The following is a 16,941-nucleotide window of genomic DNA, read 5'->3' as shown; positions in this document are numbered from 1 at the left end:
GCGGCGCGTGCCCGCGACGAGGCCGCGCCGGACCGCCGGGCACCATGCCGTCCGTACGCGGCGCCGTACGCCGTGCCGTACGCCGTGCCGTCAACGCGAAGGCGCCCCGGCGGCGTTGAGCACCGTGGCCAACTGGGCGCGGGAACGCACGTCCAGCTTCTGGTAGATCCGGGTCAACCGCGCCTCGACCGTCTTCACGCTCAAATACAGCCGGGCCGCCGCCTCCTGGTTGCTCGCGCCCTCACCGACCAGCCGGGCCAAGTGCATCTCCGACTCGGTCAGCCGGGAGAGGGCCGCGCCCGCACCCCCCGGCGCCGGCTCGGCGTACGAGGGGCTCTCCGCGGCCAGACCCAGCCAGGGCACCGCACCGGCCCGTTCGAACACGGCCGTCGCCCCGTGCAGCGCCTGCTGCGCGGCCGACCGCCGGCGCCGCCGGCGCTCCACCCGCGCCAGCGCGATCAGGCAGCGCCCCTGCTCCAGCACCAGCCCGTGCGCCGCGAACCGCTCGGCGGTCTCGGCGAGCAGCGCGACCGCCTCGTCGGTCTTCCCGCCCGCCGCCAGGCACAGCGCGTACACCCGGTCGCACCCCAGCAGCACCGTCGTACGGCCCAGACGTTCCGCGACCGGACCCACATCGGCGAGGAGCGCCTCCGCATCCTCCCGGGCGTCGTTCGCCAGCAGCGCCTCGGCCAGCTCCTCGTGCCAGCGCAGCATCGACGGGTCCACGGCGCACTGGGCGTTCTCCGCCTCCTGCACCCGGCGCAGCGTCTCCAGCGCACCGGCCACGTCTCCCGTCACCAGCTGGACCCGGCCGAGCGCGTACAGACTGCGCGAGAGGAAGACGTGGTCGCCCTCCTCCTCCGACGCCTGGACGCTGCGCCGGGCGTAGCCTGCGGCCCGCGCGAAGCTGCCGCCCGCCGTCTCGGCCAGCGCGAGGTGGTACCAGGCCGGCCCCGGTGACAGGCCCGCCTCCAGCGTCAGCGCGAGCGACCGTCCGGCGTGGGCGAGGGCCGCCGCGCACTGGCCGCGCCGCGCGTCGACCTGGGACAGCGTGTTCAGCAGCTCGATGGAGTCCTCGACGGGGCCGCGCCGCTCGACCAGCGGCAGCAGGGCGTTCAACTGGTCACGGGCCTCGGTGAGCCGGTCGTCGAACAGGGCGTGGCGGATGGTCAGTATCTGCGCGGCGTTGCGCACCCCGAGCGGGCGGTCGGCCATCTCCAGGGCGCGGGCCTCCGCGAGCGTCCGCTCGGCGTCCGGCGAGCCGAGCGCCCTGTCCATCCGGGCCTGCACCGTCAGCGCCTTGGCGGCCGTGTGCCGGTCGCCCACCGACGAGGCGAGCGCCGCCGACTCGACCGCGGCGGCCCGGGACCGTACCGGGTCGCCGTCCGCGAGGACGTGTTTCACCGCCAGCCGCAGCAGCACGGCCGCGCGCAGCGCCGGGTCGCCGTCGGAGTCCTCCATGGAGTGCACATACAGCTCATCGAGGTCGGTCAGCCCCTGCCCCGCCGTGTCCAGGACCGCGAGCCGGGCGCGGACCCGGTCGGCGGGCGCGGCGTCGCGGGCCAGCAGGTCGGCGGCGGCGCGCATGGCGAGGTCCGCGCGGGCCGCCCGGGCGGCCTCCCCGGCGGCGTCCACCAGCCGCGCGATCCGGCGGGCCCCGAGCCGGACGGGCGTCGACTCGGCGGCGAGCAGCGCCAGTTCCGCGGCGAGCGCGCTGTTGCCGCGGCGCCGGGCGGTGTCCGCGGCGTCGGCGACCTCGGCGGCCAGGTCCTCGTCGGGCACGTCCGTGGCCAGCGCCCGGTGCCGTACCGCCTCGACCGGGTCGTCCACCACGCGCGCGAGCGCCGCGTGCCCCTGGCTGCGCTCGGTCCAGCAGGTGTCGTGGACCAGCGTGGAGGGCAGCAGGCCGGCCGTGAACGCCACCGTCCCGTCCTCGGTCACCGAGATCAGCCCGGCCCGCTCGGCGGCGGCCAGCTCCGCCTCGGCGGTCGGGCGGCCCGCCCGGCGGATCAGGGCGGCCGTCGGGCGCAGCGCCAGGGCCGCGAGGAGCAGGGTGGCCCGGACGGCGGGGGAGGCCGGGGCGAGCATCCGGCGCGCCAGGTCCCGGGCCCGTCCCGACAGCGGCAGCGCCTCGGCGTGGTGCACCGGTGTGCTGGCGTCGGCGAGGGACCGGCCGACGGCGAGCGCGAGCCGTGGGTTCCCGCCGCTCGTGCGGTGGATGCGGCCGGCCATCCGGGACGGCAGCCGGTGCTGGACGAGGAGCTCGGCGATCTCGTCGGCCTGCAAGGGCGGCACGAGAAGCACGTCGGCCTCGGACGGCACCCACAGGGGGAGGGGCGCGGGGTCACCGGCGTACGGGGCCGGCGTCTCGACGGCGAGGACCCGCAGGGCGGGCGGGGCGAGGTGGAGGGCGAAGCGCAGCAGGTCCGCGCTCTCCTCGTCGGTGCGCTGGGCGTCGTCGACGACGAGGAGGACCGGGCCGCGCTCGGCGAGGGTGCGCAGGATACGGGCGATGCCCAGGCGCAGCGCGACCGGGTCCCAGCCGGACTCGGGGGCCGCGGACTCGCGGCACAGCACGGCGACGGCGGATCGTTGGGGGGCCGGCAGCCCGTCGAGCGCGGCGGCGGGCACGGAGGAGACGAGGGCCGCGGCGGCGGCCCCGGCCACGTCCCGGTCCGAGGGGTGCGGGGAGAGCCACAGCACGGTCTCACCCCGGCCGGCGGCCCGGTCGGCGGCGGCCTGGGCCACCTCGGTCTTGCCGATGCCCGCGGGGCCGGTGAGCAGGGCACGGCCCCGGCCCTGGAGGACCTGGTCGAGGCGCGTGAGGAGATCCTCCCGGCCGACGGGCGTGGAGGGGTACGGAACCGACCTCACATGCACCACCGCCCTTGCGACCGGCGTGTGCGACCCCCTGCCCGCGCACCCGCCTGGGAGCAGAGAATACGAAGTCGGCCACCGGAGTCCAGGTGTCGTGTCCGGCATGTGGACGGACGGACGCCGGACGCACCGCGGGGCGCGCCCGTGGCGAAGTGCCACGAACACGCCCCTGACCAGCGCAGACGCGGGTCACGCGAGAGGATCAGAAGGTGAGACCCCAGGAATCGATGTAGCCGGTGTCACCCGAGGCCACGTCCTGCACGCGCAGCTTCCAGACACCGTTGGCGGCCTCGGTGGAGGCGTCGACGGTGTACGTCGCGAGGACGTTGTCGGCCGAGTCGTTGCCGCTGGAGTTCTTCAGGCGGTACGCGGTGCCGTCCGGGGCGACCAGGTCGACGACCAGGTCGCCGCGCCAGGTGTGCTTGATGTCCACGTCGACCTTGAGGGCGGCGGGGGCGTTGCCGGTGCGGCCGGTGACGGAGACCGAGGACGTCACGGTGGCGTTGTCCACGATGGTCACGTCGGTGGCGTTGGTGAACGCCGCTCCGGTACCGGGGGTGGTGGTACCGGTCACGGCGTTCACGGTCTTGGTGGCGTCGGCGATGCCCGTACCGCAGCCACCGGTGCAGGTGCCGGGCAGCGGACGCGCGTTGGCCTTGATCGCGGACTCGATGTCGGCCGGGGCGAGGGTGCTCTTGGCGGCCTTCATCAGCGCGGCGAGGCCGGCGATGTGCGGCGCGGCCATCGACGTGCCCTGGTAGGGCTTGTAGTTCTCCGCCGCCTGCGTGGTCGTGCCGGAGTTCAGCGTGGAGAGGATGCCGTTCTCGGGCGTGGTGACGGTGCCCGGCGTGTCGGTGGCGCGGCGGGTCTCGCCGCCCGGAGCCGCGACGTCGACGATGGAGCCGAAGTTCGAGTAGTACGAGCGGTTGCCCTCACGGCTGGTGGACGCCACGGTGATGACGTTCGCGCAGTTGGCGGGGGTGAAGCCGGAGGCGTTGGCGTTGCTGTTGCCCGCGGCGACGACCACGGTGGTGCCGCGCGACACCGCGCCGTTGATGGCGGTCTGGTAGACGCTGGGGCAGGTGGAGCTGGCGCCGCCGAGGCTCAGGTTGATGACCTTGGCCGGGGTCGCGTTCGCCGGAACGCCCGGGACGGAGCCGCCGGAGGCCCAGGTGATAGCGTCGGCGATGTCCGAGGACGAACCGCCGCACTTGCCGAGCACGCGGACGTGCTGGACCTTCGCGCCGTACGCGATGCCCGCGATGCCCTTGGTGTTGTGCGTGGTCGCGCCGATGGTGCCCGCGACGTGCGTGCCGTGCCACGAGGAACTGCTCGCCTTGGAGCCGGTGCCGCACTCGCCGTCGGTGGCGTTCCAGTCGCCCTCGTCGTTGGGGTTGGCGTCGCGGCCGTTGCCATCGCGGGCGTCGGTGGAGGTGGAGATGAAGTCGTAGCCCGAGACGAGGTTCCCGCTCATGTCGGAGTGGTTCGTCTGGCCGGTGTCGATGACGGCGACGGTGACGCCGCTTCCGCTGGTCTTGTCCCAGGCGCCGGGCACGTTCATGCCGCCGGTGGCCTCGAAGAGGTCCCACTGCTTGGCGTACTCGGTGTCGTTGGGGGTGACCGCCATCGCGTAGGCGCGGATGTCGGGCTCCACGGACGCGACGGCCGGGTCGGCGCGGAAGGCGGCCATGACGTCCGTGACGTCCTGCTTGGTCGCCGTGTCACCGAGGTCGACGAGCGCGGCGCCCCCCGCGAGACGGCGCTCGAACGACAGGCTCTCGCCGGTCTTGCGGGCCTTCTCGGCCGCGTCGCCCCGGGCCGCGCTGTTCGACGTGGCCTCGGGGGAACGGGACTTGTAGGTGACGATGACCTTCTCGACGGGCGCGCTCGGCAGCGTGCCCGGGGCGGCCTGGGGAGCCGGGAGGGGGGTGGCCTCTGCGGCGAGCGCCACCGACGAGGTGGCGGCCACGCCGATGATCGTGGCGCTCGCGGCCACGACGGATATGAGTCTCCGCCTGGAACCGTTCAAGGTGTTCCCTTTCAGGGCGGCTCCGGCGACTCCCGGAGCAGCTGACGGTGCGGGGCGCGGCGGGCGGACGCGGGGACTGCGGACGCGACGTGGGGGTGAGGCTCCGCAGTCCCCTGGGCCGGGTTTGCCCATGCGCCGCCGCCGGCGCGACGGACCCCGCGGCGGGGGCCGTCACCGGTGGCGCTCGGAGTTACATGCACCTGACACTCGGGTCAGAGGTTGAGAACCGCCGGTGCGGCAGACAGTAGGGAAACGGGAGGTGAACCCGATACGGGGGAAACCCTTGTCCTCCCCGCGAGCCCTCCCCTGTCGCCCTCGCACCGCCGGCGCCGGGCGGTCTCCCCGCCCCGGGGAGCCGGGTGTCCGGCGCGGCGCGGACGCCCCCTCCGAGGTGCGGTCGGGACTGCGTGCCGGCATGACGGTGTGGGGCGTGAACACCGCGGCGGCGGTGGCCGGGGTGCGCCGTCACCTGTCCGGAGCCCGCACGAGGCGGCCCCGGACATCAGCGCCCTCGCGCCGGGCGCCATGCGCCGGAGCGGCGGCTCCGGCGACATGACCGACCGGCCGGGTGCGGGGCGTGCGTGGCGAGGTGGCGCCGGTCACCCCCGCACCCGGTAAGGGCTACCGCTCGCTCAGGTCGGGTGCCGTGGCGCCGAACCGGGCCATGTTCCCCTCGGCGCCCAGCCGCTGGAAACCGGCTTTCTCCAGGACGCGGACCGAAGCCGGATTCGAGAGTTCCACGGTGGCGCACACCGTGTGGACGCCCGGTGCGGTGAGGGCGAACCGCGTCAGGGCGCGGGTGGCCTCGGCGGCGTAGCCGCGGCCCCGCCGGCCGGCGACGACGCCGTACCCGATTTCGAGCTGGCCGTCGGTGGGCGGCCAGAACAGGCCGATCGAGCCGACCACCAGGCCGCTGTCGCGCTCGACGATCAGACGGTGGCCGAAGACACCGGACCATCCGGGGTGCTCGGTGAAGAGCCCGGCGATGACCTGGTCGCCCTCGGCGGGGAAGTCCTCGGCCCAGTACGAGAGCCGCGTCCCGCCGAGGACGGCGTCGACGTCCCCGGCGGTCCACGACCGCAGGACGAGACGGTCGGTGGGCAGGTCGTCGGCGCCGGCCGGGAAAGCGTCCCGGGAAGAGAGAGAAGACACGTGACACTCCTGGTCGTGTGAGGCGACCCGGACCGCGCTTCAGCCGTGCGTGGTCCGGATGAGGGCATGCTGAACACCGCCGACGGCAGCCATATTCATCAACCCCCTGTGTCCCGCTGTCTTCACGCGCCTTTCGCGCCGGGCGCACGCTATCCACGCGCGCGTCGCCGGGGCAACCCGTTTGTTCCCGGCCGCTTCGCCGGCTCCGGGCGTCGAGCAGATGGTGTGCGGTCGCGAGGGCGGGGGAGGCTTCGCGGTTCCCCGGGGCGTGTCGGCCGTTGGCGTAGCCGAGGAAGGCGCTGCGCCAGGGCTCGTTGAGGGTGATCCACCGCGGGACACGATCGGCGAGTGCGTCGGCCACCACGGATGCGTGCGACGCGAAGCGCGGCGCGGTGTCGCGGTCCCGCCGGCCCCTGGTCCTCCAGGGCATGGGGGAGGCCCCAGTGGTAAAGGGTCAGCGCGGTTCGACGCCCGCGTCCAGCAGCGGCGTGCCGAGCGGGCGAGCCGCTGGACCGTGCGGTCTCAGAGCCGGGATTCGAGCCCGGGCCCCGGCCACGCCGGCGCGATGCCGGTGAGCTGGCAGACCATCAGGTAGAGCGGGATGGGCGGCGTGTACGGGGAGGTGGTGTCCGGCCGGTGGATCAGCCGGGGCCGCCGGTCCGGCACGTACGCGCCCGTGGCGTAGCACGCGGGCAGCGGCCAGCGCAGATCCGCGTCCGACCCGGCCGGCACGATCCACCACCACCAGTCGGAGTCGGCGAAGACGCAGCCCGTGGCGGGCAGCCGGGACAGCAGCCGGAACCCGTGCCGCGCCGGCACTCCGACCGCGTCGCAGCCCAGCGTGGTCGGCAGGGACGGCGGCAGCGTCAGCCGCACCTCGCCGGGTGTGCCGCCGCGGTGTTCACGACGGCCGCGTCCCGAGGCCAGCAGCGTGGCCATCGTCCTCAGCATGGACCCGCCACGCCGTGGGCCAGTTCCGCCCAGACGACCCGCCCGGCGCCGTGCCGGGCGTCATGCGCTCCCCAGGCGCTGCACATCGCGTCCACGAGAAGCAGTCCCCGCCCCCGCTCCTCGGCGTCGACGTGGCGCAGGCGCGGCTCGGCGGCCGGACACCCCTCGTCCAGCACCGCTATGCGCAACTGCTCGCCGCAGTCGCGCAGTTCGCATACGACCCGGCCGCTCGCCGTGTGCACCACGGCGTTGGTGAAGAGCTCCGAGACGACGAGAGCCGCCGCGTCGCGCACGGGCTCCTCGACGCTCCACCGTACGAGCCGGTCCTCGATGAGCCGTCTCGCCCTGGCCACCGACTCGGCCCGCGCGGGCAGTTCGAAGGCGAAACGACGAACGTCGTCGGTCTGCGGTCGCGGGGCCTTGAGCTGGGGGGTGAGCGCACTACCAGGGACCACGACCGATTTCCTCACGTGGGGCAGCAGTGCCGCACCTCGGCTCTCCCGGGGGCAGAGCGCGGCAGCTGCGTGAACTGGTTCACCGCAATACTTTCCTCCCGACACCCGCACTTGGCAAGGGGCACTCTGAAAATTGCAGAGTGCAGTGTTCTCTTTGGCCTTCACATGGCACACTCGTCGAAACAGAGCGTGGGAGGTCTGAAGTGAGCGAGCCGCGGTCCGCCCCCACGGTCGGACAGGTCGTCCTCGGCAAGCGTCTGCAGGACCTGCGGGAACGAGCGGGCCTGAAGCGGGAGGAGGCGGCCAAGGTGCTCCGCGTGGCCCCGGCCACGATCCGGAGGATGGAGACCGCGGAGGTCTCCCTGAAAATCCCCTATGTGCAACTGCTGTTGCGCGAGTACGGAGTCCCCGCCGACGAGGCCGACAGCTTCGTACGACTGGCCGAGGAGGCCAACCGGCCCGGCTGGTGGCAGCGCTTCCACGACGTGCTGCCCGCCTGGTTCAGCATGTACGTCAGCCTGGAGGGCGCGGCAAGCCTCATCCGCGCCTACGAACCGCAGTTCGTCCCCGGCCTCCTCCAGACCGAGGACTACGCCCGGGCCATCCTGCGCGGCGGTGCCGTGGGCCAGGTCAGACCCGAGGACATCGAACGCCATGTGGCCCTGCGCATGGCCCGGCAGCCCCTGCTCACCCGTCAGGACGCGCCGAAATTCTGGGTGATCATGGACGAGACGGTGCTGCGCCGGCCCGTCGGCGGCAGCCCCGCGATCATGCGGGCCCAGATCGACCGGCTGCTGGACGCCACCACCCTGCCGAACGTCACCCTCCAGATCGCCGAGTTCGCGACGGGCCACCACCCCGGCACGTACGGACCGTTCGTCCTCTTCCGGTTCGCCATGCCCGAACTCCCGGACATGGTCTACAGCGAGTACCTGACCGGCGCCGTCTACCTCGACTCGCGCCCCGAGGTGGCCTCGCACCTCGAAGTCATGGACCGCATGGCGGCGCAGGCCGCCTCCGCACAACGTACGAAGGACATCCTCCGGGATCTCCGCAAGGAGCTGTGAATGGATCGCGTATACAACGGCATGCCCGCCGCCGAGCTCGGGGTCGAGGGGTGGCACAAGCCGTGGAGCGGCGGAAACGGCGGCAACTGCGTCGAGGCCATGAAGCTGGCCGACGGCAGGGTCGCGGTACGTCAGTCAGCGGACCCGGACGGCCCCGCGCTGATCTACACCCACGGCGAGATCGCGGCGTTCATCCAGGGGGCGAAGTCGGGTCAGGCCGACTTCCTCCTCACCTGATCCGTACTCCCTGATCAGTACCTTCTCGAAAACAGCCCACCAGCCGACCACTGGAGCGCCTCATGACCGGGCAAGAACCCGTAGCCGAACGTCCCGCCGTACGGATCGACACCAGCAAGCCGCACCCTGCGCGCATGTACGACTGGTTCCTGGGCGGCAAGGACAACTACCCGGTCGACGAGGAGATGGCCAGGCAGCTCCTCACCATCGACGCGCGCGGACGCGACATGGCGCGGGTCAACCGCGCCTTCATGCACCGGGCCACCCGCTGGCTCGGCGCCCGGGGAGTCCGTCAGTACCTGGACATCGGCACCGGCATCCCGACCGAGCCGAACCTGCACCAGATCGCGCAGGAGGTCGCCCCCGAGTCGCGGATCGTCTACTGCGACAACGACCCCATCGTCCTCGCACACGCCGAGGCGCTGCTGCGCTCCACCCCCGAGGGCGCCACCGAGTACATCCAGGCCGACGCCCGCGAGCCCGAGGTCATCCTCGAACGGGCCGGCAAGGTCCTCGACTTCACCAGGCCCGTCGCCCTGTCCATGCTGGCCCTGCTGCACTTCGTGGACGACGAGGACGGCGCGTACGACCTGCTGCACCGGCTCGTCGAGCGGCTGCCGTCCGGCAGCTACCTCGTCCTCTCCCACGTCACCGGCGACTTCGACCCGGAGGGCGCCGCGAAGGCGCGCGCCATGTACCAGGGACGCGGCCTCACGCTCCGGCCCCGCTCCCGCGAGGAGTTCGCCCGCTTCTTCGACGGCCTGGAGCTCGCCGAGCCCGGGGTCTCCCTCACGGCGGAGTGGAACCCGGAGCTCGGCGAGGCGATCGAGGTGAGCGGCGACGGCCCGATCCCGGGCTACGCCGGCGTGGCCCGCAAGCCGTAGCCGCGCGGCCCGGAGGCCCTAGCGGTCCGCCGGGGGCACCAGCGTGACGAGGAACCTCTTCGCCGCGCCGGTGTTCCCGGCGGCGTCGATCGTCCGGTACTCCACGGTGTGGGTGCCGTACTCCGGTGTCGCGTCGTCCCACGGCACCACGCGCGCGTGGCCCAGCTTTCCGTACACCAGGCCGTCGATCTCCGTGCCGCTCGGCGTGAACCGGAACGGCGCGTCCGCGTCCGTCGGCCAGCCGTAGTACGTGTACCAGCCGTCACCGTCCACCCGGAACTGGGCGACCACGTACCCGTCCTGGTCGTCCCGCGCGGTGAGCCTCATCGTGAACGCGCCGTCGTGGACGTACTCGACGGGACGGCCCGGCCGGTGCACCGTGCGCAGCGGCTTCGACAACTCGTACGAGGCCGAGGCCGGCGTCGCGTCGACCGTCCACCGCAGCTCGCTCCCCGCCCCGGACGCGCCCGCGATCCGGGCGGTCAGCGTGTGCGTGCCGGAGCTCAGCCGCAGCGCCGACAGATCCAGGTCCCGGTCGTTGCCCGGGTTCGCCACGGGGCGGCCGTCCAGCCACCACCGGACGGCGAGCGTCCGGTCGGCCGGGTGCGTGGTGTCCGCGTACACCACCGACCAGGCGCCCACGGGCGCGTCGGTCGCCGTGTGCCCGGTGAAGCGGGCCGCCACGGGCTCCGGCCGCGTGACCACCGACGTGTCGACCGTCCAGGTGACGGTACGGGTCAGGGCGGCCGAGCCGCGCACCGCCGGGTCCCGTACGAACGGCGTCGGATCGGTCACCGTCGCCGTCAGCGTGTGTCTGCCGGGCGCCAGGGGCAGCCGCCGCAGATCGACCGTACGGGCGCCGTCCGCCGACCGCACCGGACGGCCGTCCAGGCGCCATGTCACGGCCAGTTCACCCCCGAGCGGATGGAGGGTGTCCACCCACACCGTCCGGTCGGCACCGATCGGCGCCGTGTGGGGCGTGTGCCCCTGCACCAGGTTCACCTTCGACGCGATGGCCTGGACCATGACCTCGCGCCCCACTTGGTCGAAGGCGTACCCGAGCGTCTTCATGAGGGAGTGCTTGCTGGGCCGCCACACGCCCTTGGTGCTGTACAGCCCGCCCTCGTGCCGTCCGATGACGCCGCCCGACTCGCTCCTCTCACCCAGCCACCGCCACCACTTGGCCCGCCGGTCGCGCATCTGGCGCTCGGTGAGCACGGTGTGGTGCGCGGACGACGGCTCGCCGCCCTCGTACGTGCCGCCGGGGACACCCCGCCCGTAGTAGTCGTACTCGTCCTGCAACCTGCCCAGCGAGTGGCCGATCTCGTGCGGGGTGATGAGCGAGGACAAGGCGTTCCCACCGGACGCGGTGGCGTACGTGCCGCCCGCACCGCCGTAGGTGTCGCTGTGGGCGAGGGCGACGATCTGCCGGTTGGCGGGCGTCGAGCCGGGGACCAGGTCGGCGAGCGCGTTCGCCGCGCCGCTGTCGACGGTGAGCAGCCGCTGCACGCTGCCCGCGTCACAGCCGCCCCAGAAGCCCATGCCGAGCGGGGTGTCGCGGCGCGGCGCGTCCAGGCCCGGGTCGCAGTCCACGCCCGACTCGGGCGACGCGACTTCCACCGCCCACACGTTGATGTACGAGCGGTACGACGCGAACGGCTCGATGCTCCACAGCACGTTGAGGTGCTTGTCGACATCGGCCCGGAACGCGGGCAGTTCCCCGGCGGTGTAGCCGTCGCCCAGCAGGACGAGGTTGAACCGCTTGTCGGCGGGGCCGGTGGTCTGGAGGGGGACGACCGTGGCGGCTTCGGTGACCGAGAGGCGTTCCCCGGCGGTGGCCGGTCCGGCGCCCACCGGGGTGGTGGCGAAGAGGCACGCCGCGCCGATCAGCGCGGCGGCTCTTCGCAGGCGTGTGCCAGGAGAGTGCGTGCCATGAGCAACCATGGAGCCGGAGCGTACGGTGCGCCCAAGGTGCCGTAAAGACAGCCCCGTTGGCCCCGTTGCCTAGGATTTCGCCAAATACGCCAGCCCCGGATGCGCGTCCACGTACGCGTCGAGCAGACGCCGCGCCACCGTGACCGAGTCGACCAGGGGGTGCAGGGCGAACGCCCGTACCGCCGCCGCCCGCGACCCGCCCTCCGCCGCCGTCATCACCTCGCGCTCGACCGCCTTGACCGCCGTCACGAGACCGGCCGCGTGATACGGCAGCGGCGCCACCACCACCGGATGGGCGCCGTTCGCGTCGACGCGGCAGGGCACCTCGATCACCGCGTCCGCGTCCAGCACCGACAGCGTCGTACGGTTGCGGACGTTCAGGATCAGGGTCGCGCGCTCGTCCCGCGCGATGGCGCGCATCAGCGCCAGGGCCACCTTCTCGTAACCGCCCGACTCCAGGTCCTCCTCGGCGCGTTCGCCCACGCCCGCCGCCGCCCGGTTGGCCGCCATGTACGTCGCCTCCCGGTCGGCGAGGGTGGCCCGCCAGCTCCCCAGGGAGGGGGAGCCGTAGAACCCGGCCTGCTGTTCGCGCAGGTACGCGCCCCGGGTCCGCTCCGCCTTCCGGTACGCCTGTACCGCCTCCCGGTTGAAGTAGTAATAGTGCAGGTACTCGTTCGGGATGGCGCCCAGGGACCGCAGCCACTCCGCACCGAAGAGCTTGCCCTCCTCGAAGGAGCCCAGCGCCTCCGGGTCCGCGAGCAGACGCGGCAGCACATCCTGCCCGGCCACCCGCACGCCGCGCAGCCACCCCAGGTGGTTGAGCCCCACGTAGTCGAACCACGCCTCGTCCGGGTCGGCGCCCAGCAGTCGCGCCACGCGCCGGCCGAGGCCCACGGGGGAGTCACAGATGCCGATCACCCGGTCGCCCAGGACCCGGGACATGGCCTCGGTGACCAGGCCCGCCGGGTTGGTGAAGTTGATGACCCACGCGTCCGACGCCACCTCGGCGACGCGGCGGGCGATCGCGTCCGCGACCGGCACGGTCCGCAGCCCGTACGCGATGCCGCCCGCGCCCACCGTCTCCTGCCCCAGCACGCCCTCCGCGAGCGCCACCCGCTCGTCGGCCGCCCGGCCCGCGAGGCCGCCGACGCGAATGGCCGAGAACACGAAGTCGGCACCGCGCAGCGCCTCGTCGAGGTCCGTGGTGGCCGTCACCACGGGTGCGTCCGGCACCCCGGCGGCCTGCTCGCCCAGCACCCGGGTGATCGCCCCGAGCCGGTCCGCGTCCACGTCGTACAGGGCCACCCGGGTGATCCGGCCCTCCGCGCGGTCCCCGAGCAGCGCCCGGTACACCAGCGGCACCCGGAAGCCGCCTCCGCCCAGAATCGTCAGCTTCATGCCTGTCACGCTACGTGCGACCGGGGAGTGTCCTCTCGCCGGCCTTCCGGACCGGCGTGACGCTTGAACCCCCGATGCGAGACGATACGTATCGTCTCGATGGGGAGGGTGCTCTGCGGCCGCCCCGACAGGGTGCTCAGCGCCACCCCGGTCGGCACCGGCGCGCTCAGTGAGGCGCCCTTGGTCCACGCGGATGGCACCCGCACCGGCGTGCGGGACCTGCCGGGCGCCGCCCCGGGGATCCCCGCGGAGTGGGCCCGGCCGGTCGAGGACCGCGGACTCGGGGCGGAACTCGACCGGAGGGTCCGGCACCGGTCCTTGCTGAACGGCGACACCATCCCGTTCGACCCGCGATACCCCCGGGAACTGGAACGCCGCGTCATCGCTCACGCGGGGCGGTACGACACCTCGGGCGCGCACGCCCGGGCCGAGCGGACGGGCAGGGAGCGGACGGGCGCCCTCGCGGGCACCGAAGTCCCCGTGCTCGTGATCGCGGCCCCCGCCGCACCCGCACCATCCGGCTCAGGTGGTGGGAGGAGGCTCGGCGCTCGTGGAGATCCCGGGCATGGGGCACGCCTGCCCCGCGAGGTGCTCACCCCGCTCGCCGAAGCGATCCTCGTCCACACCGCCGCGTCTCAGCCCAGGTCGAGCGCGTTGCGCAGACCCAGCCGGTAACGGGTGCGGTCGTGCCGCTTCAGCGCCTCGATCTCCGGAGCCCGGAACAGGGGCTTCACGGCGCACCGCGCCGCGTCCGAACCGGTGCGATCGAGCAGGGCGTTGACGGCCTGCCGGGCGGAGGCGTTGGCGCCCTCCATCGTCGCGAGGTCGATGTCGACGGCCACGTAATCGCCCGCCAGGAAGAAGTTCGGGATCGCGGTGGCGGCCGACGGGCGATGGTGGAAGGTGCCGACCGGGTGGATCAGCAGCTCGTCCTCGTTCGTGGGATGAGGGGTGCCCAGGCCGTCCACCCCCGGGTCCAGGTACCACGAGTGCAGGGAGCCGTCCTTGAGGGCGGAGTGCCCCGTGTCGTTGAGCGCCGCCTTGAGCTGGGCCCACACCTCGCGGGCCACCTGCTCACGCGTGCACTGCTTCGCGGTCTTCCCGTACAGGATCCCGGGCCTGTCCCACTCCGAGATGTCCACGGACAGGCAGTCCACGGCGACCCCGTCACCGTAGTCGGCGGGGAAGTCCCGGTCGGGCCAGTGCCGGGCCTGGGCGATCGCGGTCAGCGACCAGGGGGAGTCGATGCAGTTGACGTGGCCCTGGACCAGCGGCGGGCGCTCGGTCAGATAGAACTGAATGCCGGTCATCCAGTCCGTCCGGAGCCGGTCGCACCGCGCGAGCTGAGGGTCCGCCGCACGCAGCGCCGCGCCCCAGGTGCGCCGGGCGTGCTCGACCGGGAGCGCGCAGATGTAGTGGTCCGCGGTGACGCGTTCGCGTACGCCGGCTGGGTCCTCGACCACGGCGCCGGTGACACCGCCGTCCGCGTACTCCACCTCGCGCAGGGTCCAGCCGATCCGGAATTCGACGCCCAGGGACCGCAGGTGCGCCTCCCACGGGTCGATCCACGCCTCGTTGGTGGGCGCGTTCAGAACGCGGTCCGGCGGGCCGTCCGCGCCACGGCCGAGGGCGTTGAAGACGAACGCCTCACCGAGCGTGCCGACCGTGCGGGTGCTCGCCTCCTCGGCCTTCGTCGCCACGATGTTGCGGGTGATCCCGATCGCGAGGATCCGCCGGTACGTCTCCGACATCTGCTCGGCGCGCACGAAGTCCCACCAGGGCGTGTGCTCCCACACCTGGTCGCGGCGCTCGTCGCAGCTGGTGAGGAAGACCAGCGCGCGGTTGACGAAGTACGCCGTCTCGTGGGGCGGGAGCCCGGAGGCGGTCTCGACGAGCGAGGTCAGGGCACGGCGGATCTCGTCGAGCGTGAGCCGGGCGGGCTGGTGCCCGGGCCACGGGATGGGCATTCGCAGGTCCTCGCGGCCGGTCCGGGCGAACATCATCTCGCGGGGGGCGACGAGGTTGTCGAAGACGCCGTTGGCGTTGCCGGGGTACGGGATGCGCCGCATCGTGTCCGGCAGGTTGTGGTAGATGCCCGGGATGAACCGGAAGCCGTGCTCGGCGGGCAGCGGTCTGCGCCCGCCCTTCGCGCTTCCGGGTACGTCGAAGCTGCGGGCTTTGCCGCCGAGCGCGCGCCGCTCGTACACGGTCACCCGGAAGCCGCGCTCGGCGAGCTCGTGGGCGGCGGTGAGTCCGGCGACGCCGCCACCGAGGACGGCGACGGAGGTGCCGGACCGCCCCTCGCCGGTGCCGCCCGTGCCGGCGCTTGCCGCGGTGGCGGGCGCGGCCGGCAGGGCGCCCGCCCCGACGGCCCCGGTCACGGCGGCGGCCCCCGCCACGAAGGTGCGTCGCGTCGTACCCGTACGGTGCATGCCCACCCCTTACCCCCGGTAACGGTCACGTCGGTCGCAGGAGCATAGGGCCGCACCGTCCGCCCCCGGAACCGCCCCCGCACGCCCCGCCGCACAATGGCCGGTTTCCGCCCCGCACGTCCCGCTGCCCTGCTCGCCCCGCCGCCCCCGCCGGTCACGCCCCCGGTCACGCCCGCCCGGGTGGGGAAGGGGGTGCCAGCCAGGCGGCGACCGCCTCGGCGATCGGCTGGCCCGTCTCCACCTCCACGAAGCCGAACTGCCCGCCCTGGTTGCACTCCAGGAACCACCACACCCCCTCGGCGTCCTCGGCGAAGTCGAACGCGGCGTACGCCAGACCGGCCAGGTCGGTGTAGTCGCGGACGCCCCGGGCGATCCGCTCCGGCACCTCGGCCGGCTCCCAGAGGCGCCCCGTCTCGCCGTAGCGGCCGTCGACCTGCCCGGGGGCCGACAGCTTCCGCGCCGCGAACAGCCGGCCGCCGACGCAGGTGAGGCGGATGTCGGCGCGCTTGGGGACGTACTGCTGCAGCAGGGTCGGGCCGGCCGCCACCCCGGTGAAGTCCGTGCCGGGATCGAGCAGCGTCGTGGGCAGCGCGACCGGCGGCTCGGCGCGGGGCGGCCCGGAGAGTGACTTGACGACCACCTGGCCGTACTGCGCCGCGAACTCCTCGGCCACCCGGGGGAAGGTCGTGATGACGGTGGGCGGCACGGCGAACCCGCTGTGGTGCGCGAAGCGCAGTTGCCACGGCTTGTGGCGCGCCCGCGCCGCCGGCTGGGGGTGGTTCATCCAGCGCGCGGTGGTCGAGTACAGCATCCCGTACAGCGCCTGCCCGGTCTCGGCGCTCAGCCACGCCGACGGCTCGGGCGCGTGCGCGGCGGGCTCGCCGGGTCTGCGCATCCATATGGAGCTCAGGGCACGGGAACTCACCATGCGCCCCTGCGTGGACAGGAAGCAGTGGAAATCCCCCTTGACGTACTCGGCCGACATGTCCGCTTCACCGGGCAGGTCGGCCGGATCGAGACGCACGAGCGGAACACCGCGCTCATGCAGCTTGCCCACCACCATGTCCGCCGTGATGTCCTGCGGGCTGGTCAGGATCAGTACGGTCATCGGTGCGCCGGCCGGTCAGTCGTCGAAGTGCGTCTGGGAACCGGCCTTGGACGTGGTGGTGCCGGCGGCCAGGAGGACCGCGACATCGGCGATGGCCGGGCGCCCGTCGGGCAGCACGTTCAACTGGAGGGCCGGGTCGTAGGCGTACAGCTCCGCGACGTCGTCCGAAGCCTCCTGCGGGCGCGCGTAGGTCTGCACGAACGGGTGCATGGATTCCCCCTCAACACTTCGTCAACAACAGCGGTCATGTGACAGTACGCAGCCAACGCGTAGGGATCTCACTGCTCGGTGTTGCGACGGGGGCGTGTATGGATCCCCCTACCGATAACTGCCCAACCCGAGCGGCCGGTTCCCGGGAGACGGTCCCTTCCTTCACGCCGCCGCGCCCTCCTTCATACCGCCCGCGCCCGGCCGGG

Annotated in this window: 14 protein-coding genes and 2 pseudogenes; 5 read left to right on the top strand and 11 right to left on the bottom strand. The window is 73.3% G+C overall.

Annotation, left to right across the window (positions count from 1 at the left end):
- Nucleotides 1-90 precede the first annotated feature (90 nt).
- Nucleotides 91-2,874, bottom strand: a complete 2,784-nt coding sequence (locus ABZZ38_RS07415) for an AAA family ATPase (protein WP_356736697.1) — start codon at nt 2,872-2,874, stop codon at nt 91-93.
- Between the two features lie 205 nt (nt 2,875-3,079).
- Entirely contained in the window at nt 3,080-4,873 is a 1,794-nt protein-coding gene (locus ABZZ38_RS07410; RefSeq protein WP_356736932.1) for a S8 family serine peptidase, read from the bottom strand.
- Between the two features lie 409 nt (nt 4,874-5,282).
- On the opposite strand from ABZZ38_RS07410, the pseudogene ABZZ38_RS07405 reads away from it, so the two are divergent.
- A pseudogene (locus ABZZ38_RS07405) lies at nt 5,283-5,462 on the top strand (hypothetical protein); the annotation flags it as partial.
- A 65-nt stretch (nt 5,463-5,527) separates the two neighbouring features.
- Here ABZZ38_RS07405 and ABZZ38_RS07400 read toward each other — a convergent pair.
- The 4 genes and pseudogenes from ABZZ38_RS07400 to ABZZ38_RS07385 all read right to left on the bottom strand — a co-directional run bounded on the left by ABZZ38_RS07400 (nt 5,528) and on the right by ABZZ38_RS07385 (nt 7,464).
- On the bottom strand, nt 5,528-6,058 hold the full coding sequence (locus tag ABZZ38_RS07400; protein WP_356736695.1) for a GNAT family N-acetyltransferase: 531 nt from the start codon (nt 6,056-6,058) through the stop codon (nt 5,528-5,530).
- Nucleotides 6,059-6,272: 214 nt separating this feature from the next.
- Nucleotides 6,273-6,542 (bottom strand): annotated as a pseudogene (locus tag ABZZ38_RS07395) (family 1 glycosylhydrolase); the annotation flags it as partial.
- Between the two features lie 38 nt (nt 6,543-6,580).
- Nucleotides 6,581-6,997: a hypothetical protein gene (locus tag ABZZ38_RS07390; protein ID WP_356736693.1), complete on the bottom strand. Its 417-nt coding sequence runs from the start codon at nt 6,995-6,997 to the stop codon at nt 6,581-6,583.
- A 5-nt stretch (nt 6,998-7,002) separates the two neighbouring features.
- Nucleotides 7,003-7,464: an ATP-binding protein gene (locus tag ABZZ38_RS07385; RefSeq protein WP_356736691.1), complete on the bottom strand. Its 462-nt coding sequence runs from the start codon at nt 7,462-7,464 to the stop codon at nt 7,003-7,005.
- Between the two features lie 203 nt (nt 7,465-7,667).
- Here ABZZ38_RS07385 and ABZZ38_RS07380 point away from each other — a divergent pair, with 203 nt between their 5' ends.
- The 3 genes from ABZZ38_RS07380 to ABZZ38_RS07370 all read left to right on the top strand — a co-directional run bounded on the left by ABZZ38_RS07380 (nt 7,668) and on the right by ABZZ38_RS07370 (nt 9,652).
- The gene (locus tag ABZZ38_RS07380; protein ID WP_356736689.1) at nt 7,668-8,531 is read left to right on the top strand and encodes a helix-turn-helix transcriptional regulator; all 864 of its coding nucleotides are present in this window, start codon (nt 7,668-7,670) and stop codon (nt 8,529-8,531) included.
- Nucleotides 8,532-8,768 carry a DUF397 domain-containing protein gene (locus tag ABZZ38_RS07375; protein WP_356736687.1) on the top strand — a complete coding sequence of 79 codons (237 nt, stop codon included), beginning with the start codon at nt 8,532-8,534 and terminating at the stop codon, nt 8,766-8,768.
- 62 nt (nt 8,769-8,830) lie between these two features.
- Nucleotides 8,831-9,652, top strand: a complete 822-nt coding sequence (locus ABZZ38_RS07370; RefSeq protein ID WP_356736685.1) for an SAM-dependent methyltransferase — start codon at nt 8,831-8,833, stop codon at nt 9,650-9,652.
- Nucleotides 9,653-9,670: 18 nt separating this feature from the next.
- Here the strand turns inward: ABZZ38_RS07370 and ABZZ38_RS07365 are convergent, their stop codons facing one another.
- Both ABZZ38_RS07365 and ABZZ38_RS07360 read right to left on the bottom strand, forming a co-directional pair.
- Nucleotides 9,671-11,596 carry a M64 family metallopeptidase gene (locus ABZZ38_RS07365; RefSeq protein WP_356736683.1) on the bottom strand — a complete coding sequence of 642 codons (1,926 nt, stop codon included), beginning with the start codon at nt 11,594-11,596 and terminating at the stop codon, nt 9,671-9,673.
- A gap of 60 nt (nt 11,597-11,656) precedes the next feature.
- Complete coding sequence (locus ABZZ38_RS07360; RefSeq protein ID WP_356736681.1) at nt 11,657-12,985, bottom strand: 6-phospho-beta-glucosidase; 1,329 nt, start codon at nt 12,983-12,985, stop codon at nt 11,657-11,659.
- A gap of 99 nt (nt 12,986-13,084) precedes the next feature.
- Between ABZZ38_RS07360 and ABZZ38_RS07355 the strand changes: the two genes are divergently transcribed.
- Entirely contained in the window at nt 13,085-13,660 is a 576-nt protein-coding gene (locus ABZZ38_RS07355; protein WP_356736679.1) for a hypothetical protein, read from the top strand.
- Here ABZZ38_RS07355 and ABZZ38_RS07350 read toward each other — a convergent pair.
- From ABZZ38_RS07350 to tgmA, 3 genes are all read right to left on the bottom strand, one after another.
- Complete coding sequence (locus tag ABZZ38_RS07350; RefSeq protein ID WP_356736677.1) at nt 13,621-15,417, bottom strand: FAD-dependent oxidoreductase; 1,797 nt, start codon at nt 15,415-15,417, stop codon at nt 13,621-13,623. The genes ABZZ38_RS07355 and ABZZ38_RS07350 overlap by 40 nt on opposite strands.
- Nucleotides 15,418-15,583: 166 nt before the next feature.
- Complete coding sequence (gene tgmB, locus ABZZ38_RS07345; protein ID WP_356736675.1) at nt 15,584-16,525, bottom strand: ATP-grasp ribosomal peptide maturase; 942 nt, start codon at nt 16,523-16,525, stop codon at nt 15,584-15,586.
- A gap of 15 nt (nt 16,526-16,540) precedes the next feature.
- Entirely contained in the window at nt 16,541-16,735 is a 195-nt protein-coding gene (gene tgmA / locus ABZZ38_RS07340) for a putative ATP-grasp-modified RiPP (RefSeq protein WP_356736673.1), read from the bottom strand.
- Nucleotides 16,736-16,941: the final 206 nt, after the last annotated feature.

Source organism: Streptomyces sp. NPDC006368 (assembly GCF_040612535.1).
Classification (GTDB): Bacteria; Actinomycetota; Actinomycetes; order Streptomycetales; family Streptomycetaceae; genus Streptomyces.
The sequence above is the reverse complement of the archived record's forward strand: the minus strand, read 5'-3'. Positions and strand labels throughout refer to the sequence as shown.

Excerpts from the sequence above, each read along its gene's own strand:
- ABZZ38_RS07390 (WP_356736693.1), bottom strand. The coding sequence starts at position 6,997 with ATGGCCACGCTGCTGGCCTCGGGACGCGGCCGTCGTGAACACCGCGGC.
- ABZZ38_RS07375 (WP_356736687.1), top strand. The coding sequence starts at position 8,532 with ATGGATCGCGTATACAACGGCATGCCCGCCGCCGAGCTCGGGGTCGAG.
- ABZZ38_RS07370 (WP_356736685.1), top strand. The coding sequence starts at position 8,831 with ATGACCGGGCAAGAACCCGTAGCCGAACGTCCCGCCGTACGGATCGAC.
- ABZZ38_RS07365 (WP_356736683.1), bottom strand. The coding sequence starts at position 11,596 with ATGGTTGCTCATGGCACGCACTCTCCTGGCACACGCCTGCGAAGAGCC.
- ABZZ38_RS07360 (WP_356736681.1), bottom strand. The coding sequence starts at position 12,985 with ATGAAGCTGACGATTCTGGGCGGAGGCGGCTTCCGGGTGCCGCTGGTG.
- ABZZ38_RS07355 (WP_356736679.1), top strand. The coding sequence starts at position 13,085 with ATGGGGAGGGTGCTCTGCGGCCGCCCCGACAGGGTGCTCAGCGCCACC.
- ABZZ38_RS07350 (WP_356736677.1), bottom strand. The coding sequence starts at position 15,417 with ATGCACCGTACGGGTACGACGCGACGCACCTTCGTGGCGGGGGCCGCC.
- tgmB (WP_356736675.1), bottom strand. The coding sequence starts at position 16,525 with ATGACCGTACTGATCCTGACCAGCCCGCAGGACATCACGGCGGACATG.
- tgmA (WP_356736673.1), bottom strand. The coding sequence starts at position 16,735 with ATGCACCCGTTCGTGCAGACCTACGCGCGCCCGCAGGAGGCTTCGGAC.